The organism is Methylomonas sp. LWB (genome assembly GCF_001856095.1).
Classification (GTDB): domain Bacteria; phylum Pseudomonadota; class Gammaproteobacteria; order Methylococcales; family Methylomonadaceae; genus Methylomonas; species Methylomonas koyamae_A.
The window spans coordinates 105,495-131,686 of sequence record NZ_MKMC01000045.1 but is presented as its reverse complement, the minus strand read 5'-3'; the positions used below and the strand labels follow the sequence as shown (position 1 = coordinate 131,686).

Annotated in this window: 20 protein-coding genes; 13 read left to right on the top strand and 7 right to left on the bottom strand. The window is 50.9% G+C overall.

Going from position 1 to position 26,192, the window contains the following annotated elements; all coding sequences use genetic code 11:
* Positions 1–3 precede the first annotated feature (3 nt).
* The 6 genes from BJL95_RS16875 to nadB all read right to left on the bottom strand — a co-directional run bounded on the left by BJL95_RS16875 (position 4) and on the right by nadB (position 8,788).
* On the bottom strand, positions 4–4,002 hold the full coding sequence (locus tag BJL95_RS16875) for a pilus assembly protein (protein ID WP_071159580.1): 3,999 nt from the start codon (positions 4,000–4,002) through the stop codon (positions 4–6).
* Between the two features lie 73 nt (positions 4,003–4,075).
* Positions 4,076–4,558: a PilX N-terminal domain-containing pilus assembly protein gene (locus tag BJL95_RS16870; RefSeq protein ID WP_064026616.1), complete on the bottom strand. Its 483-nt coding sequence runs from the start codon at positions 4,556–4,558 to the stop codon at positions 4,076–4,078.
* 8 nt (positions 4,559–4,566) lie between these two features.
* Positions 4,567–5,628, bottom strand: coding sequence for a PilW family protein (locus tag BJL95_RS25505; protein ID WP_083386142.1), 1,062 nt, complete (start codon positions 5,626–5,628; stop codon positions 4,567–4,569).
* The gene (gene pilV, locus BJL95_RS16860; RefSeq protein ID WP_064026612.1) at positions 5,625–6,098 is read right to left on the bottom strand and encodes a type IV pilus modification protein PilV; all 474 of its coding nucleotides are present in this window, start codon (positions 6,096–6,098) and stop codon (positions 5,625–5,627) included. The genes BJL95_RS25505 and pilV overlap by 4 nt, the downstream gene beginning before the upstream one ends.
* Entirely contained in the window at positions 6,095–6,691 is a 597-nt protein-coding gene (locus BJL95_RS16855; RefSeq protein WP_064026610.1) for a GspH/FimT family pseudopilin, read from the bottom strand. The genes pilV and BJL95_RS16855 overlap by 4 nt, the downstream gene beginning before the upstream one ends.
* A gap of 450 nt (positions 6,692–7,141) precedes the next feature.
* On the bottom strand, positions 7,142–8,788 hold the full coding sequence (gene nadB / locus BJL95_RS16850) for an L-aspartate oxidase (protein ID WP_071159576.1): 1,647 nt from the start codon (positions 8,786–8,788) through the stop codon (positions 7,142–7,144).
* 182 nt (positions 8,789–8,970) lie between these two features.
* On the opposite strand from nadB, the gene rpoE reads away from it, so the two are divergent.
* The 9 genes from rpoE (at position 8,971) to BJL95_RS16805 (ending at position 17,142) form a co-directional block, all read left to right on the top strand.
* Positions 8,971–9,561: an RNA polymerase sigma factor RpoE gene (rpoE, locus tag BJL95_RS16845; RefSeq protein ID WP_064026608.1), complete on the top strand. Its 591-nt coding sequence runs from the start codon at positions 8,971–8,973 to the stop codon at positions 9,559–9,561.
* A 10-nt stretch (positions 9,562–9,571) separates the two neighbouring features.
* Positions 9,572–10,075 carry a sigma-E factor negative regulatory protein gene (locus BJL95_RS16840; protein ID WP_071159574.1) on the top strand — a complete coding sequence of 168 codons (504 nt, stop codon included), beginning with the start codon at positions 9,572–9,574 and terminating at the stop codon, positions 10,073–10,075.
* A 4-nt stretch (positions 10,076–10,079) separates the two neighbouring features.
* Positions 10,080–11,030, top strand: a complete 951-nt coding sequence (locus BJL95_RS16835; protein WP_071159572.1) for a MucB/RseB C-terminal domain-containing protein — start codon at positions 10,080–10,082, stop codon at positions 11,028–11,030.
* Between the two features lie 39 nt (positions 11,031–11,069).
* Positions 11,070–12,476 carry a DegQ family serine endoprotease gene (locus tag BJL95_RS16830; protein ID WP_064026605.1) on the top strand — a complete coding sequence of 469 codons (1,407 nt, stop codon included), beginning with the start codon at positions 11,070–11,072 and terminating at the stop codon, positions 12,474–12,476.
* 18 nt (positions 12,477–12,494) lie between these two features.
* On the top strand, positions 12,495–13,403 hold the full coding sequence (gene cysK, locus BJL95_RS16825) for a cysteine synthase A (protein ID WP_064026603.1): 909 nt from the start codon (positions 12,495–12,497) through the stop codon (positions 13,401–13,403).
* Between the two features lie 40 nt (positions 13,404–13,443).
* Positions 13,444–14,700, top strand: coding sequence for a hypothetical protein (locus BJL95_RS16820; RefSeq protein WP_071159570.1), 1,257 nt, complete (start codon positions 13,444–13,446; stop codon positions 14,698–14,700).
* Positions 14,693–15,757, top strand: coding sequence for a cell envelope integrity protein TolA (locus tag BJL95_RS16815; RefSeq protein WP_071159902.1), 1,065 nt, complete (start codon positions 14,693–14,695; stop codon positions 15,755–15,757). Before BJL95_RS16820 ends, BJL95_RS16815 begins: the two co-directional genes overlap by 8 nt.
* Positions 15,738–16,490: a hypothetical protein gene (locus tag BJL95_RS16810; protein WP_071159568.1), complete on the top strand. Its 753-nt coding sequence runs from the start codon at positions 15,738–15,740 to the stop codon at positions 16,488–16,490. The genes BJL95_RS16815 and BJL95_RS16810 overlap by 20 nt, the downstream gene beginning before the upstream one ends.
* Before the next feature lie 118 nt (positions 16,491–16,608).
* Entirely contained in the window at positions 16,609–17,142 is a 534-nt protein-coding gene (locus BJL95_RS16805) for a hypothetical protein (RefSeq protein ID WP_064026596.1), read from the top strand.
* A 10-nt stretch (positions 17,143–17,152) separates the two neighbouring features.
* Here the strand turns inward: BJL95_RS16805 and BJL95_RS16800 are convergent, their stop codons facing one another.
* Positions 17,153–19,234 (bottom strand): carbon starvation CstA family protein, encoded by a 2,082-nt coding sequence (locus tag BJL95_RS16800; protein WP_071159900.1) that lies wholly within the window; start codon positions 19,232–19,234, stop codon positions 17,153–17,155.
* 513 nt (positions 19,235–19,747) lie between these two features.
* Here BJL95_RS16800 and BJL95_RS16795 point away from each other — a divergent pair.
* The 4 genes from BJL95_RS16795 (at position 19,748) to BJL95_RS16775 (ending at position 25,321) form a co-directional block, all read left to right on the top strand.
* Positions 19,748–20,497: an IS5 family transposase gene (locus tag BJL95_RS16795; protein ID WP_071159566.1), complete on the top strand. Its 750-nt coding sequence runs from the start codon at positions 19,748–19,750 to the stop codon at positions 20,495–20,497.
* 1,110 nt (positions 20,498–21,607) lie between these two features.
* Positions 21,608–22,936: a hypothetical protein gene (locus BJL95_RS16785; RefSeq protein WP_139306297.1), complete on the top strand. Its 1,329-nt coding sequence runs from the start codon at positions 21,608–21,610 to the stop codon at positions 22,934–22,936.
* Entirely contained in the window at positions 22,936–23,556 is a 621-nt protein-coding gene (locus BJL95_RS16780; RefSeq protein ID WP_139306296.1) for a hypothetical protein, read from the top strand. Before BJL95_RS16785 ends, BJL95_RS16780 begins: the two co-directional genes overlap by 1 nt.
* Before the next feature lie 529 nt (positions 23,557–24,085).
* A complete protein-coding gene (locus BJL95_RS16775; protein ID WP_139306295.1) occupies positions 24,086–25,321 on the top strand; it encodes a restriction endonuclease in 1,236 nt (411 codons plus the stop codon).
* Positions 25,322–26,192: the final 871 nt, after the last annotated feature.

Here is a 26,192-nt window from a genome sequence, read left to right as displayed (position 1 = left end):
GAGTTATTGAATTTGCAACCAATATTCTCGGTTTACGGTACCGGTGCCGGTGGTTGGGACCGCGCAACGGTTCCTGACGGTCATGATGTCGCCGGTGGTGCCGGACAGTTCCTTGAACGCCTTGCAATCGGTGGTGCCTGAGCCAGACTCGAGCCAAATCGGAACCTTGGCGATGCCCACCGTGGACTTGACTCCCGTCACGGTATAGTAATTGCCGTTGATCAGGATTTTGTCGCTGTTATTGAAAGTACTGTCGCTATTGATGTCAAACGATGAGTTCGTTGGCGCTCCTCCGGTTAGAAAATCGAGTTCCATTAGCCACGTGTCGCCTCCCGCGTCGCAGGGGTCTGATTTCGGTTGAGTGGTAGCAAAAACCGCTCTGTCGTACTTGATAATCGGCGTGGAGTTGCCACGTTCGCCAGCGGGAAAATCCAGGTGCCAACCACGCTTGCTACTCCAGTCCACGCTATTCGAGGTCGAAACTCTGACGTTAACGCCATAGGCCGTGGTAGTGTCCGTAATGCTCTGTTCCTGCAACTGGGCGCGAGTCACCGTGCCCGTCGTGGCACTCGGTTTGTCCCAGATGCCATAGGCTGACTGAACTTGAGTATTCGCCGTGTCGGTGGTGGTCAAATAACTGCCGGTATTGAATATCACTAATACGCCGCCATCCTGGTGGCCGGCGACCACCGGTGCGGAGGTGATAGGCTGTACTTGGCTGGACGGGTTTATAGCGGTAAACAGCGGTAACTGACTGTTGCTCAATCCCCACGCAGTCGAACTAGTGCTGCTCAAGTCGAATTTCCATAAGTTACCTTGTAAATCGCCAGCGTATACCGCGTCGACGATTTTGTCGTTATCGGAATCGTAAAGATAGGGTGTCGATAAACCATTGCTGGTCGCGGTGTTGGTCGCGATCTTTTTGATTAGGCTACCGTCGCTCAAATTGACGATATAGAGGTAGGCCTTGCCATTACTACTGTTATAGCCGTTTCCAAAAATCGCCGCCCATACGCCGTTATGCAACAAGCCGATTTGCGGCTGACTGAAGGTGTAACCGAGATCGGTCGCGACCGTCGCGTCTAAATCGATATTGCTGGCATTGGGAAATTCCCACATGACCTTGGTCTGATCGAAACTGGTCGGACTGGTAACGTCAAGCGCATAAATGGTTTTACCGCCCTTGCCCAATCCACCGACCAGCACGGTTTTCCATGCGCTGCTCAGATAGGCGTCTCCGGCCTTGGGCGCGCCGTCAACGTAATATTTGTGGACGTAATCCGGATCGGTGAGTTGGTATAAATTTGCGTATACGCCGGCCGGTATGTAGGCGAATAATTCCTTTCCGGAATTGGTTTGGCCTGTATCGGCTTGAAACGCATGCAACATGCCGTCGTTCGCTCCGACGTAGACGACCGGCGTGCGGCTGGCGTTAGTACTGACGTAGCTGGCGTAATTGGATTGCCCGGCAGTCGTGCTCGGTAAAGCGGTATAGCCGAAATCGGTATTTTTGACGTACATCGGATCGGAATTGACGATGTCGCCCAACAACGAGTTTTTTCGCTCGCGGAAGTCGCTGATCGTGGTTGAGCCTCTAAGCCAGTTAAGCCGGTCGGTGCAGCGGCTGTCGTCGCTGTCGAGCGCCGATTTTTGGCTGGCGCTTAGCGTGTCGCAACTGGTGAATTCCACGCCGGCGGTACCGGTATAGGTGTAAATGTCGCGTGCGCCGGCCTCGGGAATCAGGTCGCCGGCGTCCCAAATTTCACTACCGGGCACACCGGTTGTTACATCGATATTCTTGGTCAGAAAATGTCCGGACCAATCGGACGGATTGAACTGGGCCTGATAAAGTTGCGTCGATGTTTCCAGCGCCGTCGAGTTTGCGGCAAGCGCGGCGGCGGTCATACTTTCGTCGGCCACTTCTTCGAGGATGCTATTGAACGCGGTCACGATATCCGAGGAACTCTCGGTTCCGAAAAACTTGCCGCGACTGGCTATCGCCGCATGCCATAGATCGTAAACCTTGGCCGGTGTGGTGCCGACAAAGCCGCTACAGCTCTCGCCATTCTTGGTATAGGGCCAACAATAACGAGATGAGGTGCTGGTAGATGTGGTGCTCGTTGGACAGGAAGTCCCCGCAACCAAATTATCATAGTCCCCCGCATAGGTACTTCCGCCCCAAATAGGGTAGGGCGACACCAAACTGCCGCTTAAACCTAGGCCGACGGTATAGGTATTTAAGTGCTGCCAAGTAGCGGGGTCATTTTTCGGGTTCAACCATTCGGCGGTAGCCTTAGCGGAAGCGTCGGTTAAACTGGACGGATCCGAGACAATTGGCGAGATTTTGTTGTCTATCCCGCTTTGCAAGTCGTTAGCCCAATAATAAAAGGCAATATCCGCCAAATTGGTGTTTTGACCATCGCGGTAGGGTGCCAACGGTGTCCAACTATAGTTGCTTGACCCGTCCGGACCTTTGGGGACACTGGTGGCAGTACTATTGACGTCGGCTATTCCTGAATAGTCTGACGAAGTATCGCCGCACCAGTAGCCGTCGGTCATCATTACATGCGCGCTTCTCCGGCAGGCGTAGTGATTGCCGTCGGTAATTTGCGGATCCTCGGCGTAGGGGTGATGGATATCAACCGTACCCTGGAAATATTTGCCGGCATTGTTTGCCGATTTCAGCAAATAAGTGCCGCCGGAAGCTGGAAATCGCGACAGCCAATAATATAAATCTTGCCGGTGGGTGAGCTCTTCAGTGTCGTAAACCGTGGTCGTGGCGGTTTCGGTCCAGGTAACTACCACACTAGTAATCGTTTGGTCTGATGAAAACGATTGAGATATTGTGATTCGGTAAGATGTGTAGGAATCGTTGTAGGAAGTATCCTTCACGGTATAGTTTTTGCAATACGTCGAATTGCTGCAACTGACAGTAATTTGACTAGAGTTTGCGTTCAAAGGCGAACCCGTTCCGGTTAGCGGGGGGAACGTATTGTCTTGCGCGGAAGGCAGAGTCCGATTGCAGCTAGACAGCTCCAGACGATCATCGCCATCCCGCTGATTAAACTTGACTGTGCAAGTGTATGAATAATCGACCGACGTTTCAGTCTGGCTTAGCACAGTATTTGTGTTTATTGTTCGGGTGACTGCATTTAGGCGCCTGATGCGATTGTCGATATCCTGACCGGGCGAGCCCCAGCCGTCGCAGTTGGTTCCGAAACTATTACAAGAATTGATTGCCTGCCAAGCGACGCGGATATTCCCGCTCATACCCGCGAAACCGGACATGGCACCCGATACCGTCGCTAAGTTTCGGGTTCGGTAATACGAGTACCAATTGGCGAAATTTTGTTTGGCAACGGTGGCTTCGTTAACATCACTGGTGCTGGCGTCGTCGGTAATAGCCGTAACGTCGACATAGGTATAGCAGTCTTCGTCGGTTAGACCGCCATCCGTACCGGAAGTGACGCAGTTAGTATTGGTGGGAACGAATTTGTAGTAAAACGCCGCGCCTCCGGAAGATGGCGTCGAAACGAAACTCTGACTGCTCGAACTGGGATCATACTCCAGCGTAGGCCGGTAATTGGTGGATAGGTTGACCGTGCCTTTGCTGGTATCGAATCCGTTAATCGGCGCGGCGGTAAAGCTGACGTTTGGATAGCAGGTGCTGGGGTTTGACGAATCTAATTTGCAGTTGCCGCCGTTGTATTTCGGCGGGGGTAGGTATGTATTGGCCGGGTTGTAATACAGCGCGTTGAATGAAGAAGACTTGTAGCGTTTATTGCCGCCGGTTCCAGAAATACCGTCGGGAACGTAAGCCCAAGCCATACTGCCGGAATCGTCCAACGTTAAAACGATATTCGGCGGCATCGTGGCGGTGACGAATAACGGCAAGTCGGAAATGTCCAGGTCTACCGCTAAGGCATTGGCGCTCGCAACCAATAAGGCAACGCTCAAGACCGTTGGAGCGGATTCGAATTTGATTCGGTTCAAAGTATTCATGGCTGGCTCCTGTTCAGTGGGCGCGGCACTGTTGATTTAGGCGCGGAGCAAACCGCGTCGAAGTTATCTCGGGTTACGGCGGCGGAGTGTAGCTCAAGCCCGCCTGGAGGATTACCACTGCATTGGTGTCGCCGCCAACGCCGCGCGCGGTCACTCGGTATTGTTCAACGGTGCCGATGTCCGGCAGCTTTTCAATAATATACGTGGCGCTCGCGCCGCTGACGGTAGCGGTCTTATAACTGGCCCAGTTATCGACGTCGCCCCAGTAACTCACATCGTTGGTATGAGTGGGGTTGTTGGCCAAGCCGGCCGGTACCGTGCCAGTCCAGGGTCCGACCCGCCAGGTCGTCAGGGTATTTTCCGCTTGCTTAAGTGCCGCCTCCGCTGCTTGGAATGCTAGGTCGCGATTGCGAGTATTGCCGGCCATGCGTTCTTCCAGGCTGCTGGTTTGCATGGCACTACTACCTAACAACATCAACATGATTAAAAAAATCAGCGCGGTAAACAAAACCGCACCGGCTTGTCGTTTGTTGATATTCGGAAAGTCGACGTTCATGGCGATTCCTACAAACGGTTTCTGATCGCTATCGTAGTGGTGAACACCTTACGCAGCTTGGTATCGCTAGAGGTGTACGAACTGCCGTTGAAGGTATAGGTTTGTTGGCCGGATACACCCAACTCCTCCGACCGGGAGACCATCAACAGGCTAATTCGGATACCCAGGACCTTGGACCAATCGGTGACCGCATTGGCCGCGACGTAACCGTCGATATTCTGATCAGCGGTTGCCGAGGTATCCACACCATAGTTGATCTGCATGTCTTCGACGCCTTCCACCAACTCTTGCGCGGTTCCAGAGTAAGACTCGCGGTATAAGGACGGCTCTCCGGCCGGATTGCTGCCGATATAGTAGGTGTTGGCGCTGAACTCGAACACGCTGGAGTTTGCCGGATAAGTGATCACCGAACCCGTGGACGAACAATTGGCCGGTACTGTTCCGAGTTCGGCGGTGCAGTTGCCTGGACTACTGCCACCATCCGCGTGGGTGATGGTTTTCGAGGATTGATTGACTGCGCTGGCTTGAAAAATCGAGGTATTGCTGGCATTGCTGATAATCACGAGTTGCCCGGCGCTGATCGAATGCGCGTTGGTGAGTGTAATCACGGGCGGACTGGCCGCCGTATTGTGACTGGCGACGATGTATTCGTTGAACTTGTCCGCGCGTATCACCGAAAACGAATCGCCGGCGATGCGCGCGCTGGCGGTCATATCGGAGGGCAGACTAGCTTCGTAGCCTGCTAACGGTTGGGTCAGAAGCTTATGGTTCCACCAAGTTGTCGCAGTGTTCGTGACATCGTTACACTGCGAAGCCGTGCATGAGGCGTAACCGGAAAATCCGGTCATGCGGATATCGCGATCAATCAGTTCGAATGCAAAGCGGGCGTTTTCCTGCATCCTGGAGAGAACGTCCTGAGTCCGAAAACTTTGCCGGCTAGCCAAAAATATCGCGCCAATCGCCGCCAGGATGATCAAACCTATAGTCAGTGAAACCATCAACTCAATCAATGTCGTACCGCGTTGATGTTCTGAAAAAGAGATCGGTATTCGGCTTGAATGCGGGTTCATATCAAACTATTGGTGCTAAAGCTGGTGACGACACCATCGCCGTCGTCGTCCCATTGAATGGTAATCGTGGCAGTGCCGCTGCTGCCAACCGACAGGCTGGCATCGCCTGCTGGGAGCGCTTGGCCGACCAAGGTTTTCCAATCGCCCAGATCGGTGCGTAAGGTTGAGCTGCAGTTGGTGAGTTGATTCGGCGAATTGGGTGGAGCGGCACCGAATGCCACGTTACAGTTGCCGCTTATCGCAATCGTACGGCTGAGGCGTAAACGCTCCAGCACGTCATTTGCCAGAAACGTGGCTTGACTGCGCAAAAAAGCGGTGTGATTGTTTTTCAAGGTGGTCGTCAGCATCGCCGCGTAACCCAGTAACCCGATCGCGACTACCAGCATTGTAATCAACACCTCGATCAGGCTGCTGCCGGTGGTTGTCCTGGCGCGACGTATAATCCGTAGAGAAGCGCGATGAGTGGTCATGGACTGCTACAGCTATCCAAGTCGTCAGGGATATTGTTGTTGTCCAAGTCTTCACCTAGGCGAACTCGACCGACCATCGTGACAACGACCAACCGTGCAGTACCGGCTTCAGCGGTGTCGTTCCCGTCGGCGTTGTCGCAAATGGCAAACGAGCCGTTTTTCGATTCTCCGGACGCTTTAAAATAGATATAGTCGGCAACAGTGCCATTTCCACGCAGTGTAAAGCCGGTTGGTAAGGCATCGTAAACTCTTAACAGGCAATCTTCATCAGCCTCGCAAAGCGGGGCGGTATTATCGTCGTTAAAAACATTGGCGTTGGAGCCCGAGCGATCCACATCGACAAAGGTTTGCCAACCACTCTCCCAATTGGTGCCAGTCTTCCTGACGACGACATATTGGCCCCGTTTGATTGCTTCGCTGCGCGCATAATTCAACGCGGCGACAAATTGGTTGGTTGCGCCGGTAAGACGACTATTCCTTACCGCACTGATAAAGCTAGGTATCGCGATTGCACTCAATATACCGGCGATCGTCAGCGTGATCATGAGCTCGATCAACGTGAATCCTCGGTTGTTAGGGTGTGAATAGCGCATTTCGGAAATGGCTCCATGATATCGAGGCGACTCGTTCGGGGAATGGCAGATGGATTGAACGCGGTTGAAGATAGCACAGAATTAAACTTAGTTTTGCGAGTCTCACCGCATAGGAGTTGACTGCGGTGCCGACACCAGCGAGTGCTAGATTTGACTGGGATTCAGTTTAGTTCGGTTTAGATATTCATTTTTTTGTGGTGACTAGAGAGTAGTCTCCAGCGAAATGCCAGCTCCATGATCACGAGCGAGTTCAGTGGAGGCCAACAAAAACCGACGCTCTCACCGACTAAGAAAGTCACTCGCTTCACCAGGCTGTTTTTCGCACTGCGGCGAGAAAACAGCGGGCAACTAAAAAGTCTCTTCTGGGTTATCAATACCGCGACTTAGCAGACTAATATTTGTATACTCCAGCCTGGAAGATGTTGGGATTCTTCAAGTAAAGTCAATCGCCTAATCGATTATTCCGGTCCAATTGCTTGGCGTCAGCACCGTGTTTTCTGGCGGACGGCTATTGTCCAAATTCGGATAATCCTTGGTGTAATGCAGGCCGCGGCTTTCCTTGCGCTGTTGCGCGCAACGGATGATCAATTCGGCAACGGTGACCAAACTGCGCAGTTCCAATAGGTCGCTGGTCACGCGGAATTGACCGTAGTACTCGGCAATTTCTTCTTTCAGCAACACCAATCGGTTCATGGCGCGTTCGAGACGTTTATTGGTGCGAACGATGCCCACATAGTCCCACATAAAGCGCCTGAGCTCGTCCCAGTTATGGGCGATCACGACTTCCTCGTCGGAATCGCCGACTTGCGATTCGTCCCAATCCGGCAGGGCGGGCGGCATCGGAATAGCATCGAAGCAATGGCGAATATCCTGGTTGGCTTGCTCGGCGAAAACCAAGCACTCGAGCAGGGAGTTACTAGCCATCCGGTTAGCACCGTGCAAGCCGGTGCAAGCGACTTCGCCGACTGCGTATAGGCCTGGAATGTCGGTGCGGGCATGGGCATCCGTCAATATACCACCACAGGTGTAATGAGCGGCGGGGACTACCGGTATCGGTTGCTGACTGATGTCGATGTCCAGCTCCAGGCATTGGGTATAAATTGTTGGGAAATGTTTTTGGATGAATTCCCGCGATTTATGACTGATGTCCAGATAAATGCAATCGATACCGTGTTTCTTGATTTCGTTATCAATGGCGCGGGCGACGATATCGCGCGGGGCCAGTTCCAAGCGGGCGTCGTAACGTTGCATGAAACGCTCGCCATTCGGCAGAATTAAATGACCGCCTTCGCCGCGCACCGCTTCGCTGATTAGGAACGAACGTGCGCTGGGGTGATAGAGACAAGTCGGGTGAAATTGCATGAATTCCATGTTGGCGACCCGGCAGCCGGCCCGCCATGCCAGCGCGATGCCGTCGCCTGTGGAGATATGCGGATTGGTGGAATAGAGGTAGACTTTGTTTGCGCCGCCGGTGGCAAGTACCACCACTCTCGCGGCGATAGACAAAATATGGCCGGTTTGGCTGTTCAAAACATAGGCACCGCAGACCCGTCGCTCGGTTAGTCCCAATTTGTCGGTGGTGATCAGTTCGACGACATTATGATTTTCCAACAACGTCACGTTGGGATGCGCCTTGGCGCGGTCGATCAACGACAACGAGACGGCTTTGCCGGTAGCATCGTCACTGTGTACGATGCGACGGTGCGAATGGCCGCCTTCGCGGTTCAAATGCAATTGCTTTTCGCCGTTAGCGGTGTTTTCCTCGGTGAAGCTGACCCCTTGGCGGCATAGCCATTCAATGCTTTCGCGACCTTGGGAAACCGTCAATCGGACGATATCTTGATCGCAAAGACCGGCTCCGGCGATCAAGGTATCCTCGATATGAGACTCTATGGAATCATGCTGATCGTCGAACACCGCCGAAATGCCGCCTTGAGCGTAATAAGTGCTACATTCGGTCAGTGCGAATTTGGCAAGAACGGCCACTTTATAAGTATCGGCAAGGCGGAGGGCCAAGCTTAAACCGGCGCCACCGCTGCCGGCGATCAGAATGTCGTAGTAGGGATGGCGGGAATTTCCTGGGCGTTGGTCTGTCAAGGCGGTCTATGTAAGCAAAAATGACGAGAGCGCGGCGGCGGAATCGGTGAAAATCCGGGCATTCCGGCGAGGCTGCGCATGAGCTGGAAAATCATATCTTGTTTTAAGGGTGCGGTAATTTTTTTTGTATTGCCAGAACTAATGATGTTTAATTCTGTCCACTTTTATATCAAAACAGAGCAGTGAACGAGCAAGTAAGGCAGACCGAGGATTTGGACCAAGATCTAGTGCAACGCGTGCAGCAAGGCGATAAATCCGCCTTCGATCTCTTGGTGATCAAATACCAACATAAAATCGTCCATCTGGTGAACCGTTACGTCAAAGATCCCAGCGAGGCGCAGGACGTAGCTCAGGATACCTTCATTAAGGCATATCGGGCGTTGGGCGATTTTCGCGGCGAAAGCGCTTTTTACACTTGGCTGTACCGGATCGCCATCAATACCGCGAAAAACTACCTGCTGTCCCGTTCCAGACGCCATTTTGACTATGAAGTCGATGTTCAAGATGCCGAGCAGGTTGAAAATGCTCCGCAATTGAAGGATATCGAAACGCCGGAAAGCGTCTTAGCCAACGAACAAATTGTTCGAGTAATACGCTCGGCGATCGAAAATTTGCCCGAGGAAATGCGGATCGCGATCACGCTACGCGAGTTCGAAGGCATGAGCTACGAGGAAATCGCCATCGCGATGGATTGTCCGATCGGTACGGTGCGATCCAGGATTTTCCGGGCGCGGGAAGCGATAGAACAAAAACTTAACCCATTGCTCGACTAAAGGTATTTCGATGCAAGACCAACTTAACGAAAAAATTTCTCAATTGGTGGACGACGATCTGGCCAACGGCGAAGCGTTGCGACTCCTGCAGCGCCTACGCCACGACGACGAACTCGGCGCGAAATTGCGACATTACCAGATCATCGGAGAGGCATTTCGTAGCGACGAATGTATCGTGCTGCGTAAAGATTTCGCCGACCGCATACATAGCGAAATCCGGGCCGAGCCCATTTATCTCTTACCTCGCAAAAAACCGGTCCTTAATTGGCGGAAAGCCTCGCTGGCGATAGCGGCTTCGGCCGTATTGGCGGTTGTTTGGATGGCCAGTTACATGAACTCAAACCAGCCTGCCAAATTTGGCGGCGTAGAAACGATCGCGCAACGCCAAATCCCCGCCGGCGAGATGCATGCCCGCTTCAAGGAATATCTGCAAGCCCACGATAACTCTTTGTATGTGAACAGCGAGCCGCGTCAGCAGCCCTATACCCGCGTTGTAGGCTACCAACAGGAATGATGGCGTGAAAGTAATAGCGGTGTTTCTGTTTTGGGTGGTTTGCCAAACCGTCCGAGCCGACGATGTGGCCGGCGGTGCCCTGAAATGGCTGGAAAATATGAGTCTCGCGATGAAGACCCTCAGTTTTCAAGGTACGATCATCTTCATGAAGAACGGCCAACTCGACACGATGAAGTACCATCATCTGGTTGAGAACGGGGTCGAGCAAGAACGTTTGACTTCCCTAAATTCGCCGATGCGGGAAGTCGTCCGAAAGTCCAACGAAGTGACCTGCATTTTTAAGGAAACCCAACAAAAAATCGTCAATCATCACCCGTTGGATAGTTCCTTTATTATCAACATGCCGCGGAATACCGCGGGCCTGGAAAAAAATTATCAACTAGGTTTGGAGGGGCAGGAAGCGGTTGCCATGCTCCCAACCCAAATCGTCACGATTCAACCCAAGGACGATCTGCGCTACATCCGTAAGATCTGGATCGACACCCAGTTCTACCTGCCGTTAAAAGTGGAAGTGTACAACCTGGACGGCACCACGCTGGAACAAGTGGTGTTTACCGATCTCAGCAGGGACGGTGTCGGCACGGCGACCCCCGCTGCGGCCACCGGCGACGACAGTCGGTTCCACACCAAACATATCCACACCAGTCAGGCCGAGCCGCTGGAGCAAGCGCCTTTCGAACTCAAACAATGGCCACCCGGCTTCGAACCGGTGTTTTTCATCCGCAATTCAATCGAAAAGTCCGGCAAAGCGGTGGATCATTTGTTGATTAGCGACGGTTTCGCAACGGTTTCGGTTTATCGAGAAGCTAAGGAAGCGCAAGGCATCGAAGGTTTGCATACGCTCGGTTCCGTGAATTCGGTCAGTCGAATCCTTGGAGAACAACAAATCACCGTTCTCGGCGAAGTGCCCGCCAAAACCGTCGAAATGATCGCCGCCGGTATTGTGTTGCGGTAAACGCGCGAATTCGTTTTTCTTTGTAAATTTGGAGCTTACATGCTGAATAGGCTGTTTTTCGGAGTCTTGATCTACTATGCGTCGGCCTTTGCCGCCGCCCATGCGCAATTGCCGGACTTTACCGAGATGGTAAAAACCAACGGCGACGCTGTCGTCAACATCAGCACCACGCAAAAATCCACCGACCCGCAAGCCGACGGCGACCAACAGCCAATTCCGCAGGATGTGCCGCCTGAAATGGAAGAATTATTCCGGCGCTTCTTTCAGGGACCGGGACGCGGTTACACCCCCCGCGAAACCAATTCGCTGGGTTCCGGCTTCATCATATCCCGCGACGGTTATTTGCTGACGAATCACCATGTGGTTAATAACGCGTCGGAAATCGTCGTTAAGCTCAAGGATCGCCGCGAATTGATCGCCAAATTGATCGGCTCCGACGAAAGCACGGACGTCGCATTGCTGAAAGTCGATGCCAAGGATTTGCCTGTCGTCGAAATCGGTGCTCCGGAGCAACTACAGGTTGGCGAATGGGTCTTGGCGATCGGTACGCCGTTCGGCTTCGATCAATCGGTCACCGCTGGTATTGTCAGCGCCAAAGGGCGTAGCCTGCCAGACGGCAACTATGTGCCGTTCATTCAAACCGACGTGGCAATCAACCCGGGCAACTCCGGTGGACCGTTATTTAATATGCAGGGTAAGGTGGTCGGCATCAATTCGCAGATTTATAGCCGATCCGGCGGCTACATGGGATTGTCGTTCGCGATTCCGATCGATGTCGCGATGAACGTGGTCGAGCAAATCAAAAGCAAGGGTAAAGTCTCGCGCGGCTGGTTGGGCGTCCAGATTCAAGACGTCAACCGCCAGTTGGCTGAATCCTTCGGCATGGATAGACCGCACGGCGCGTTGGTCGCCAAGGTCGTGCCGGGCGGACCGGCGGAAAAAGCCGGCCTGCAAATCGGCGACATCATCGTCGAATTCAACGGCCACGTCATCGAAACCTCCGGCGAATTGCCACCCCGCGTCGGCGTGACCCCTATTGACGAAAAGGCCAAGGTCAAGATCATTCGTCACGGCGAACAACAGGATATCAGCGTCAAAATCGGTTTATTGCCGGCGCAAAACACCGCTGCGTTATCGAACGCGCCGACAGCCGCCGAAACGCAGATCAACCGCTTGGGCATTGTGGTGGCCGACTTGACCAGCGAACAGCGTCAGCAAGCTCAGGTCGAAAAAAACGGTGTGTTGGTACAAAAGGTCAATAAAGGTATCGCGTTGGATGCCGGTATCCAGCCGGGCGACATTATTCTGCGAATCCAAAACACGGTCATCCGCGATTCGGCGGATTTCAACAGCGTGATCACCAAACTGCCGGCCGAGAAATCGATCGCGGTCCTTGTCCAACGTAACGGTAACCCGGTATTCTTAGCGTTTAAGATAGACAAGTGATCTGATTGAGGTGACTCAATGGCTACGGCAAGCAATGTGACGCAATTGATTGGCAACACGCCGCTGTTGAAGCTGCAAAAAGTCGTTGCCGAGCACTCCGCGACGGTTTACGTAAAGCTGGAGTCTCGTAACCCCGGCGGCTCGGTTAAGGACCGGATCGGCATGGCGATGATCCAGGCGGCCGAGCGATCGGGGCACTTGAAGACCGGCGGCACGATTGTCGAGCCCACCTCGGGTAATACCGGTATCGCGCTGGCCATGGTCGGCGCGGCGCGCGGCTATCGCTGCATTTTGACGATGCCGGAGACCATGTCGGTCGAACGTCGGCAGTTGCTGGCCTTGTACGGCGCCGAGATTGTCCTGACGCCCGGCAGTGAAGGCATGAAGGGCGCAATCGCTAAAGCCTGGGAAATCGTTGAACAAACGCCTGGCGCGTTTATGCCGCAGCAATTCGAAAATCCCGCCAACCCGGAAGTGCATCGACAAACCACCGCTCAGGAAATCTGGTCGGCGACCGACGGATTGGTTGATGCTTTCGTCTGTGGTGTCGGTACCGGCGGTACCATCTCCGGCGTTGCCGACGTCATCAAGAACCGGAATCCAAGGTTTTTGGCGATTGCGGTCGAGCCGGCCGAATCGCCGGTCATTTCCGGCGGCAGTCATAGTCCGCATAGAATTCAAGGCATTGGCGCCGGTTTCGTGCCCAAGAACTTGGATGTCGATTTGCTGGACGGCATTGAGCTGGTTGGCACCGAACAGGCGATGGCCATGCGTAAACGTCTAATCGGCGAAGAGGGCATCATGGTCGGAATCTCCTCCGGTGCCAGTATTTGTGCGGCGCTGCGGGTGGCCGAGCGCTTGGGGCCGAACAAATCCGTCGTCACTATCGCCCACGATACCGGCGAACGCTATCTGAGCATGGGCTGAACCGGTTCACCGGCCGCCGTTAATCCGTTTCCCGAGACCTATGGCGGACATCAAACTTAAATCGCGCTCCGGCGGTCTGGGCTATCTGATCAACCGCATCCAGACGCTGTTCGTCAGCATGTTGCGGATCTGGACGATACCCATCGTGTTGATGTTGAGCCTTTCGTCCGGATTCACCACTTACTACGGCCTGTCCCATTTTATTACGCCGTGGATTGCGTTGGTCATTACCATCGCGATTCAATCCATCATCGTCATCTGCTCGTTGGAAATCGCCGGTATCCATTGGAAAGCCAACCGGATGCGATTTTTCAGCGTCGTCGCGTCGTTGACGATAGCCTTGGCGGCGTCGGTGACGTTCTCTTATTTCAAGTTTTACGAGATTTCCGAAGCAGAAACCCTGCACATCAATCGTTTGCATCAGTTGCGCGAGCAAACCAAAACATACCTGGATGCGGTATTGCAGCTCAAGGCCCGCGTACTACAACAGCAAAAACAGGCGCTGGACCAAGCGTCGCTGGACGTGTCGCAAGCTTATTTCGGCACGCACAATCAAATTGCCCCCGGCTATAAAAACCAAGTGGGTGAAGGTCCGTTTTGGCGGCATTACAACCAGCTCTACCAGGAGAAGAAACAGCGCTTCCAGCAACAGGAACAAGCATTTGCGGCGCTGGACGCACCTCTGCGAGAATTGCAAGTCCATTTGAACGAATTGGACGTGACACGCGACGTCGAAACTACCTACGGATTGTTCCTGAAAAGCTATCAGGACCTGCAAGCTGGAATCAACCAGATTGTTGGCGGTAGCGGCGAGGCCTTGCCGGATGCGCCGCTGTTGATGACTTACAAGCAGTTCACCGAGGAAGTCAAACCGTCGTTCGCGATGTGGCGCGGTTTCTCGTGGTTTGCCTTCGCTTGCGCGGCGATGGTGGATTTCTTCACGGTGTTGTTGTCCTATCGCCTGGAATTTACCGCGCCGGGACCGTTAACCGAGCAGGAGGAAGAACTGGTGTTCGAATGCCTGCGCCAGTTCAGCGAATTTCGGATCAACGAAAACGACGAACTGGAAATGATCATCGAAAGAACCGACCTGGAAAAGGCTCGGCGCTATTCGGATTGGTCGCGGATGTTCGTCGTCGGTTTATTGCTCAGCCGAGGCTTTCTGCGTAAGGTCGACGAGCGTACCGTGGAGTTTGCTCCCAACCTCTATCCGCTGATCGCCGAGAAAATGTCCGATAAAATCGCCGCGATCAAGCAAAAAGCCGCGGACACCAGTCGTGGAGCCGGCGATGCCTAACGAGCAGTCCGAACTCGACGCATGGTTGACCGGCGCCGATTTGGCCGACGGCGATCCCGCCGATGCGATGCCCTGGGTGGCCGATTTCGATCCCGATCGGCAAATGGTGTTGCGTCGCTTGGGGCCTTACCAAAAATATTACCCACGCCCCAAGCGCTTCATCAAACGTTTTTATCACCGTTTGTACCCGTTAGCGATTGCCTACTGGCCGCAGCGCAAACAGATCAAACTGTTCGACGAATTTTGCACGCTGGATTTACGTTTGGAGTTGCGCTTTCAGGCGACTTTCGACTATGCGATGAAGAATCTGGACCGTTTGGAGCATCTGAACGAGCATATCAAACAACGTTATGCCGACATCGTCGAAGACGTCGTACAACGTGAACTAACCAATCTGGCCGACGGCGCCTGGATACAAAACGGCCTGAACGCTGTCGAAGCGCGGATGGCGTTGGCCTTAGCCGAGACTTTCGTGCAACAAAGCCTACAAGCGCAGGCGATGTGCCGAATCGACGTCGAGTTTAGCGAATTCGAATCGGTGAAATTGGGTCGGGACAGCGTCTATCTGAACGTGCTGCGCAAGACCTACGAGTTCAACCGCGACCGAACCTTGGAACTGGCACGTCAGCAACGCTTGCTGGAGCAAGAGGAAATCGCCGAGCGCCGCCGCCAGTTGGAGCATCTGGCGCAAACGGCCGAATTGGACTTGCAAGCCCAGGCCATCGAAGCCGACAAACAATGCCGCTTGTTGGCGGCCCAACAGGATCAATTGGCGGAACAACTGGCGCTGGAAAAACGCTTGCAAGCCGAACGCCTGCGCCACGAAATGGAATTGCAGGAAATGCGGCAGGAAGCCGAATTGCGCAGCCAGGAAAAACAAGCGGCGCGCCGGCGATTGGCCGAAAGTCTGCATCTGGCCGACCAATTGGCGCATCAGGCCGCGCAGCACGAAAAACAGGTCGCCGCCGACATTCAGCGGCGGCTGAGGGAGCAACATTTAAGGCAAACCAGCCTACTTAACGACGAGGGATTGAATTATGACAACCAGACCGAATAAGCTCATTTTTACCCGCTTTCTAGCCCTGATATTGTTGGCTCTGACCGGCGCCTGTGCGACGACCCCGCAGCCGTTGCGGTTTCGTACCGAGATCGATGCCTTGACCGCCGCCGTACAGTCCGTCGCCGGCAAGCGTTACGTCATCCTGCCCGGCAATACCGACGGCAACCCGCAAGACTTACAATTCATCGAGTTCGCCGGGTATATAGAAAAAATCTTGAACAATCGCGGTTACCTCAAGGCCGATAAGCCGCAAAACAGCGATTTGGTGATGTTTTTAAGCTACGGCGTCGGATCGCCGGAGTCGCGGCAATTGGCATATGACGTGCCGATGTGGAACGACTTCTATCCTTACGGTCCCTACGGCATGGGCATGTACCGGGGCTATCGGGGGTTTTATCCCGGTTGGGGCGTTGGCGGCTACAGCCAGCGCGTCGAATCCTACACCACCTTTCGGCGCTTCTTGTCCTTGGAAGCCTGCGAGACGGCGGCCTTTATGCAGGGCCAACAACGCAAGCAAATCTGGCGCACCAATGTGCAAAGCAGCGGCCTCAGTAACGACTTGCGCTTGGTGTTTCCGTATTTGGCCGCGGCAATGCAACCTTATCTCGGCACCAACACCGGCCATATGGTCACGGTCGACATCGACGAATCCGATCCCTTAGTCGGCAGTTTATTGGGGCCGTTTCGCGGCACCGGGATTACACCGCAACCCAACGCCGTCGGTCGTTAGCCGCTCGGCCGGCTCCGGCTTGACTTCCCGATAGGCTAGCGCCAGACTTGTCAGCCCCGGTATAGGTAATATCGGGGCCAATTCAGGGACTATCAAAAACGACAATCGGGAGCCTACGATGAAGGTACTAACCGCCGCTTGGCTATTCATAGCCGCGTTGACCGCCGCAAATCCGGCCTGGGCCAAATATGAACTGGCGCCCGGCGACACCGTCCTAACCAACTGCCGCGACATCTATACCAAGGGCGTCATCAAGGCCAAGGTCGATGACGGCTATACGGTACATTTCCCGAAGAACGCCGGCCCTATCCAATGTCCGCCATTTCGGTGGCATGCCGAATTCGTATTGCCTTTCCAATCGGTGCCGGAATATCGGCTGAAATTTTTGGGCGGCTTCAAAAAAGACATCGTGTTTCGGACCGGCGAAGCGGTGACGCTACGCTTCGAAGCCGATAAGCGTATCGTCAAGAGTCGGGCCGTCGTCGATATCGATGCCCAGATCACCGACATCAGCGCCAACGGCGCCATTGCCGTCAAATTGCTCAGTCAGGACCCCGAGGCGGCCGCCACCTTCTGGCAACAAGTCGGGAGCAATTATGTCGATGTGCGCCATAAAGCTCTGGAAGCCGAGCGCGACAAGCGCGCCCGCTGATCGACCGGTTTCAATCCCTGACCCAGTTCTCCACCAGTCGGCTGGGAATATGTGCCGACTCACTGGAACGGGGATAATCCTTGCCGGCAATCACGCAGTACACCACCCGCAAGGTATCGCCCAATAGCAGCCAGGTGATCAGCATGAACAAGCCGGTCAAGCCGGCGTTCAGGTAATCGTTGAAAATCAGATGCGGCGCTTTGCCGGCCATGTCCGCGCTGAGCGTCCCGGCCTGCAGTTTGGCCGATAGGTCTTCGGCGTGGCTTAAAAAACCGATTCGTAAATCCGCCGAAAATAGTTTCTCCCACGCCGCGCTGCTGGTGACCACGATCAGCCAGAATAAGGGCAGGGCGGTGACCCAAACGTATTTTAATTTATCGGATTTCACCAAAATCGTGGTGCCGACGCACAGCGCGATCGCCGCCAGCATTTGATTGGCGATGCCGAACAAGGGCCACAAGCTATTGATGCCGCCTAACGGATCGATGGTACCCATGTACAGGAAATAACCCCAGGCCGCGACCACCGCGCCGCTGGTCAAAATGATGCTAGCGTAATGATTGCTTTGGCCGGCGCCGATACCGAAATTGCCCAACATGTCCTGCAACATAAAGCGGGCCACTCGGGTGCCGGCGTCCAACGTGGTCAGAATGAACAAGGCTTCGAACATGATCGCGAAGTGGTACCAGGCCGCCAGCATGTTTGCGCCGAAAACTTGCGCAAACAAATTGGCCATGCCGACCGCCAACGACGGCGCACCGCCGGTCCGGGCAAACAGCGTCGATTCGCCCATGGTTTGCGCCAATCGCTGCATTTGCTCGACACCGACCGGAAAGCCCCAACTGCTGATTTTGGCGACCGCATCGGCCGCATTCGCACCGACGATGCCCGCCGGGCTATTGATCGCGAAATACACGCCGGGTTCAAGCACGCTGGCCGCGATCATCGCCATGATCGCGACAAAGGATTCCATCATCATCGCCCCGTAGCCGATAAAGCGGGCATCGGTTTCGTTAGCCAGCAGCTTGGGCGTGGTGCCGGAAGCGATCAACGAATGAAAGCCGGAAATCGCGCCGCAGGCTATCGTAATAAACACAAACGGAAATAACTTACCGCCGAAAATCGGCCCGCTGCCGTCCACGAACTGGGTCAAGGCCGGCATCTTCAAATCCGGGCGCAACACGACGATAGCCACCGCCAGCGCCGCGATCGTGCCCAGTTTCATGAAGGTGGACAAATAATCGCGCGGCGCCAATAACAGCCAGACCGGCAACACCGCCGCCGCGAAGCCGTACAAGATCACCATCACCGCCAATTGCGGCGCGTCGTAATCGAACCAAGCGCGCAAGGTCGGATTCTCGTCTATCCAGCCGCCGCCGACTACCGCGAAGATCAACAACGACACGCCGATCAAGGTCGCCTCGGCGACCCGGCCGGGCCGCAGATTATGCAAATACAGCCCCATCAATACCGCGATCGGAATCGTCGCCGCCACCGTGGATGTCGCCCACGGACTGTGCTTCATCGCGTTGACCACCACCAGGCCCAGCACCGCGATCAAGATCACCATGATCATCATCACGCCTATCATCGCCGCGCCGCCGCCGATCGCGCCGAGTTCGTCCTTTGCCATCTGGCCCAGCGATCGGCCGTCGCGCCGCACCGAAAAAAACAAGGTGACGAAGTCCTGCACGCAGCCGCCCAATACCGCGCCGATCAAAATCCACAGCGTGCCGGGCAAATAGCCGAATTGCGCCGCCAAGGTCGGGCCGATCAACGGGCCGGGGCCGGCAATCGCCGCGAAATGATGGCCGAACACCACCCATTTGTGAGTCGGCATGAAGTCGCGGCCGTCGTCGAAACGCTCGGCCGGCGTGGCCCGGCCGGCATCCAGCATCAACACCTTCGCGGCGATGAAGGCGCTGTAAAAACGGTAGCCCAAGGCGTAAACGCAGATCGCGGCGACGATGATCCACAAGCTATTAATGGTTTCGCCGCGTTGCAGGGCAATGCCGGCTACGGTAAAAGCGCCGATCGCGGCGATGACTATCCACAGTAAATGAACGGGTAAGCGTGAGCTTGAGCTCGGCATGACCAAATCCTTGATGGTGCAAATGAAAAATGTGAGGGCAATCATGGTATCACGGCGGCGGAAACCTCAGAAGCCATGCAGCTTTCCGGATGGGCATCGTGCGGGGAGGGCGGTGCAATAATGGAGGGAACCGCGGTGCGGTCTCGATCGGCTCTCACCGCGAAACTGGAAACGACCTTGCTGGCCGATTATGATAGAGTCCGGCGCATTTCAGGCGCTTGTGTAGAATATTTGAGCGCAAACGGTCTTCCCTTCGCTGGCTTGCGGCTTGGTCTGTTGTTTGTTCATGACGAGACCGGTAACGCCACCTATACCTTTCGCACTTCAAATTTCGACGCATCCGCCCCCTCGCCCTCCGGGAGAGGGCTGGGGTGAGGGGATCAAATAACCGAAATTTGAAGTGCGATGACTATAACTTATTTCTAGGGGCTGTTGCCATTTTGAAACAATAGCCTTGAAATTGAGCGGCTCTGCCTCATTAGATTGATTTTTCAATCAAAAGACAAGCAACCGATGCCCCGACAGCTATTTACGGATGAATACTGGAATAAACTCAAAGCCATCATGTTAAGCCTAGGGATTTATGACAAGCCATCGCTCCGGCAAACGGTAGAAGGGATTTTTTATCGCATGCGAGTCGGTTGTCCCTGGAGAGACCTGCCTGCAACGTTTGGCAAGTGGAATGCCGTTTACAAACGATTCAATGCTTGGTCGCTTCAAGAAAAACTGATGGGCATCTTTCGGGGACTGATTGTGGAACCGGATTTGGAATGGACCTTTATTGACGGCAGTATCGTGAAAGCGCATCAGCATAGTAGTGGCGCGGCCCATGAACAGGATGCCGCGATTGGGAAATCAGTCGCGGGTAACACTACGAAAATCCATATGGCCGTTGATGCCTGCGGGCTTCCTATTCATTTCTCGGTCACCGGTGGTGAAGTCCATGACTGCAAAGAGGCACCGAAATTAGTGGCTAAACTGCCTTTGGCTAACTACACGGTTGCTGACAAAGGTTATGACAGTGAACCCTTACGGACTCAAATTCGAGAGAAAGGGAGTGTGCCCATCATTCCTAGAAAACAGAATTCAACCATCGGGAATGACGGAATGGATTGGTGCCTCTACAAATATCGCCACCTCGTTGAAAATGTCTTTGCGCGACTGAAACATTTCAGAGCCATCGCGACGCGATATGACAAATTGAAACGCAATTTTGAAAGCCTCGTCGCTTTGGCCTGCGCTTTTATTTGGTTACCCATGTAAAACGGCAACAGCCCCTACTTTGCCAGACTCTCGGTAGTGCTCGTCATTTCGGCAGGGATAGCCGAAATCCAGACTCCACGGACGGAGCTAAGCTTGCCATACATGGCACTGGATGCCTGCATCCCAGCGGACATGACGGCATTGCTTAAATCTGACAAAGTAGAATTATTTAGTCGCTTTATTGCGAAATGGCAAACCCTCACTTTGAAGCTGACACTCATGTAGGATGCGGTGAGACACGAACCGCATCGATCGAGAAAAGAACGCCATAAAAAATGACAAACTACCGCCGTTTTCAATATCCCGGAGCCACGTGGTTTTTTACGGTTAATTTGGCGGAGCGTCACGGCAATCGATTGTTGACGGACAAGATCGATCTATACCTTTCGCACTTCAAATTTCGACGCATCCGCTCCCTCGCCTTCCGGGAGAGGGCTGGGGTGAGGGGATCAAAAAACCGAAATTTGAAGTGCGATGACTATATTACGAATGGCTATTACGCAGGTTAAAGGCCGTCACGTTTTTGAAATTGACGCGATGGTTGTGTTGCCCGAGCATTTGCATTGTATTTTGACCTTGCCAGTTGGCGATTCCGATTTTTCTACCGCTGGGGTTTGATCAAAGCTTATTTTTCCCGGCAAATTGATAGAGGCGAGAGAATTTCAAAGAGTCGAGAAAAACGAGGCGAGCGAGGTATCTGGCAGAGACGATTCTAGGAGCTTCTTATTCGAGATGAGGTCGACTATAGGCAACATATCGATTATATTCACTGGAACCCCGTGAAGCATGGTTGGGTGCGGGCGGTCAAAGACTAGCCACATTCAAGCTTTCATCGCTACGCCCCCTGCGTGAAAATGGGTGTCTATCCCGAGAATTGGGGTGATGAAATCGACTTATCGAAGATAGTGGCGAGAGAATGACACGAGCTATGCGGTTCACTTCGTTCACCGCATCCTTGATTTACTCGTCATAGCTTTTATAACCAGGAGCTTCTTGAGTCATTCAAATCAAAATTCACAGTTATATGCTGACCCAATTGTTAGCATTGATTTCTTAATGTTATTATTTTAAATATAGATTGCTGTTTCTATACTATTTTAGGTAATGAGAATGAAAAAAAAATATTTATTTCCATTTTTAGCTGTGTTAATGACTTTCAGTAATTTTGTCAACGCCGAAAATACTACTCATAGGTCAAGGCAGAGCGTTAAAAATTTGGTCGACGTAGATGGCAACGAAATAAATAATGTAATAAAAGATATTGATACTATTCAGCGCCAAAAATACATCAAGCTACAAGACTCGTTACTTAGCATTGTAGAGAATGAACAGCTTACAAAAGCATATAACTTATTATTACAAAGTGCATTTAATGATTTGCAGCGTTATGAAAAATTATCAATAGAAGTGTTAAATAAAAATGATGAACTAAGGAAGGCTTTTAGTGCTATTACTCCAGGATCTGAACTCCTGAAGCTGGATGCAAGAGCCCGCAAATCCTATCCAGGCTTCTTTAACCAATTTAATTCTTTAGAAATAGCATCTGCATCTGAAATAGAGGCAACAGCATTATTAGAGGCTTACCGTACACATATAATATCTCATCCCAGAAAGGTGTTTTTAACCAGAGCCGAGTCCGAAGGCCCACTTTGTCGTAATCAAGAAGAATATTCCAATGTTTATATTTTTGACCCTTCTCCATGCAGCAAATACGGAGATGTTTATATCACGGAAGGAATGTATACAAGATATATAAATGACGATATTTCACTAAATACAATTTTGCTCCATGAAGCATTTCATACGCTCAATAGACCAGATGTTGAACATGCTCAAACGATAGAAGGAGTATTATCGGCACTTGTTTTTAACCATTTAAGTCATGATAAAAACGGAAAGCCTATTACTAGAAAGGATGCCAAATTACATATGCGCAAATGGCTTAAAGATCAAAAATTTCGTGTAAGTGAACTTGAAATAGATAAGTTAGTTATGCTGAATTTGCGAGAAAACAACTTTATGCGAAAAAAATATTTAGCAGTTCTTTCTTCAGTGCTTAAAAAAGACTCAGCCAGATTGGCTGCGGCTTACTTTTTAGATAATTATATTAATGATGAACACGATACCTCTACTCTAGAGAATAATTTAGTAAACATCCAAGCAGAGTTTATGAATTCAGCGCTTGAGCTAGCATCAAAACCACCATCTATTCCCCCTGAATTCTCGGTGTTACAGGGTAAGCTTATAAATAATCGAAATATATCTCAGTTGGAAAAAGAAAAAATCGAACTCCAAATGGAAAAGATGATGGAAGAAGCTTATAGGCCGAAATACAATTTAAGGCCCCACGCTGTAAATGGAAAAATCGATAACTATAAAGAGTACATGGCAATTGCACTTGACGAACTAAACAACCACGGAAATGACGGAGAGTTTTGATGAAAAAATGCACTTTTTCTATCCTACGGGACACATGCATTTCAATTATATTATGCTATTACCCTCTCTTAGTATTTGGTGATATAGATAGAGATATGCTTGTTGAGTCTGTAGCAGATGCGCCGCCAGATAACCTTTATCTTAGCAGGGCAAAAGATATAGATAAAATGAGAACCGTAACATATTATATAACCCAATCAACACCGAATAGAAAGCTATTATATGCATTTAAAGGGTATGCTGAGCAGATCGGTGATACCAACGGCGCCGTGATAATAAATATTAAAGATAAATTTGTCATACAAAATAAAGACAGGCAATACTATGAATATCTTAATAACACAAAATGCAATTTTCCAACCAGAATTGATGAATTGCCAACCTTAATTTACGAGAGCAAAAAGCACAATCAATGCTTTATTTTTAAGCGGCTAGATGAAGCAGAGTTTGATGCAACAATTATAAAATTGCTTAATGAGCGAGCGGATTTAAATGGATTGAAGATGCTTGATCTTAAGTCTCGATTACAACATATTGTTGAAGATGCTGTCAAATCTAATGAGACTTTGAAAGGAAATGAACTCGTGTTTCGAGATTTTATTGATTTTATTATTAATTGAAATAATGGGATTTCATACAAAATTATGTTGTAACTTCTTGAAGTGCAGCCAGAAAAACCCATTGCATTAGTCGTAAATATAACTAGTTAAATATACTGAAATTACAAGCGTAAGCATAAGATATCGGTGTATCGTTATATTTATCAATGGATTTCGCGTTGCTCCACGCATTCCACAACCCAGCAGCTTTGGCAATATGAACGCGATTTCAAAAAGAAATGCGTAAGCTGGAATGAGCAACGCGAAGCCCCTCTGTCACTCCCTAGTACTGGAGATGGTTGGTGCCACAATATTGTCCGATGGGTCGATTCGCTTGCTTTCAAGCTCGTGATTGGGAACTCCAACTTTCGCAAGCTCCAACCTGCAAGCGTAATAGGAGCCTGAATTTAGTTTTTTAATCGAATGTAAATCAGCACTAACAGGTTGTTGAAAAAAGAAACTCGGTGGAAAAAATCTTACAAAATTCTCCAATTTGTCACTAAAAGGCATTTGGCTGCAATGAACAATCAAGGACTTACAAAATTTTATTTTGCGGGAAATACGTTTTTGGGGGCAAAATTGGAGCAGATTTTTAAATTTCAACAGCCTGCTAAGGGTTAACAAGCCTGAGGTTTTATTTATTTTGATGGAATTAAGTATGATTTATCAATGCTATAAATGCAACTCCTATAATTTCCACAAGAGCTGCCCGCAGTGTGGAGGTATTGACAGTAATATTCCACTAAAACCTGAATATTATCCTGAGTTTGAGTATAAATCAAAAGGAATTATTGGTGACATTCTATTCAAAAAGAAAGAGCAAAAAAAAATAGATGGCAAATTAGATGCTGTTTTATCAAAATATAACTCTTTTAAGAGTCCGTATTTTATAAACTATTGCTTTTTATCATCCAAAAATGCGTTAAGAAATACTGCATCTTCAGTAGAATTTAATGATTTTGATCTTTTTAAGCAGGTGCTACTTAACTTGGGTTTCGATGAAATTAGCGAATACCCAGGGTTGCTTGAAAAGCTCGTTATATCAACGGATTTTAATTTTAGCTTTAATAATTTTATTGATAAAACTTTACATCACATAAAAGACTCGCTAGAGGAAACCTTAGTCTCCTGGATAGAGGAAAAAGGCGATCTTTTTAGATATGAGCTTCCATTGTTAATTCATTATATTTATGATAACACCTTATTTAAAGAAAGCGTCTTGTATTCGCGAAACGTTGATCCATATGGAGATGTAACGAATATTGACTATGCAACTCGGAGTCATCAAGATGTCTACGATATTTGTGAGAATATCTACTTAAAGGTAAGGGTGAAAAGATTTCAGCATACGCTTGAAAATTTTAATCCTGATCAATATATAACAATTTATGCTGTTGATGGGATGGATGGTTACGAATTTGAGGATTTTCTGGTTGAGTTATTTAAGAAAAAAGGTTGTGAAGTAAAAAGTACGCCTAAAGGTAAAGATCAAGGAGCGGATTTGTTTATTGAATCGTTTGGCCAAAGAATAGTTGTTCAAGCGAAAAATTATCAGGGAAACATTGGAAACAAGGCCGTTCAAGAAGTTATAGCTGCTAAACAATTTTATTCTTGTAGTGATGGCATGGTTATCACAAACAGATATTTTACGCCATCAGCTAAAGAACTTGCCTTGAGCGCAAAAATTAAACTAGTTGATAGGGATGAGTTACAAAGATACTTAGATGACTACAATACTAGGATTATTGAAAACAATTTAGAAACACAGGGCCGTAGGATGTGCTGAACAGCGTGAAGCGCATCGTTCGCAATTGGTGCGGTTCGTAAACTCACCACACCCTACGCCTGCTTTGGACTGGACATTTGTCATTGATACTTCTAATCCGTCAGGCTACTTTTGACCGGGTCGAGCCAAAGAGGACAAAAGGTTGCTTCCCGAAAAGTTGCCATTCGCTGAACTTAGGAATGGAAAATTTCGCCAACATCCTCAGCGGCCGGTGTCGTACCAGAAACATCAAGCCAACCGTTCGCGTACACTTTTTCCATCGTTGTCTTCCTGCTCTACTTCGATTGCGCCGCATGCCATTTCCGCCTGGGTGCAGATCGATTGACATTGGCGGCTTGGTTTATCCGTAGTTCGCTATTTTCCGAATCCTCAGGCATTTTTTCTGTCTACGCTTTAACACGCGGAATGAGCTGTCATTCCGCGTGTATCAACGAAGCCTGAATTTCATTATAAAAACACATCAGCCCTAACATGAAAACGCTGTGCAAAGCGTTTCGCCAGGTCTTTGCTAATCGACCTCTTTCCAGCCAATATGTCCGATATACGTCCTTGAGGAGCGCAATCGGATAAATCCTCTTGTTTTAATCCTCGCTGTTCCACCAAAAAACGTAGCACTTCCTTCGGCTCGGTTTCGGGTATAACAACATGCTCGTCTTCGTAAGCTTTAATTTGGTCAGCTCGGTAGGATGGGTAGAGGCAAAGCCGAAACCCATCACGAAGGCCTTAAATCATTTGATGGGTTTCGCTGTCGCTCTACCCATCCTACCTTGATTAATCTGGCCAAAGTCCGGTAGTACGCACCGCGTAGCTTTTGGCGTTCGTTGTCAAGATGCCCTCTCAATGGTACGCGATGCGTGCCCTACATATTCTC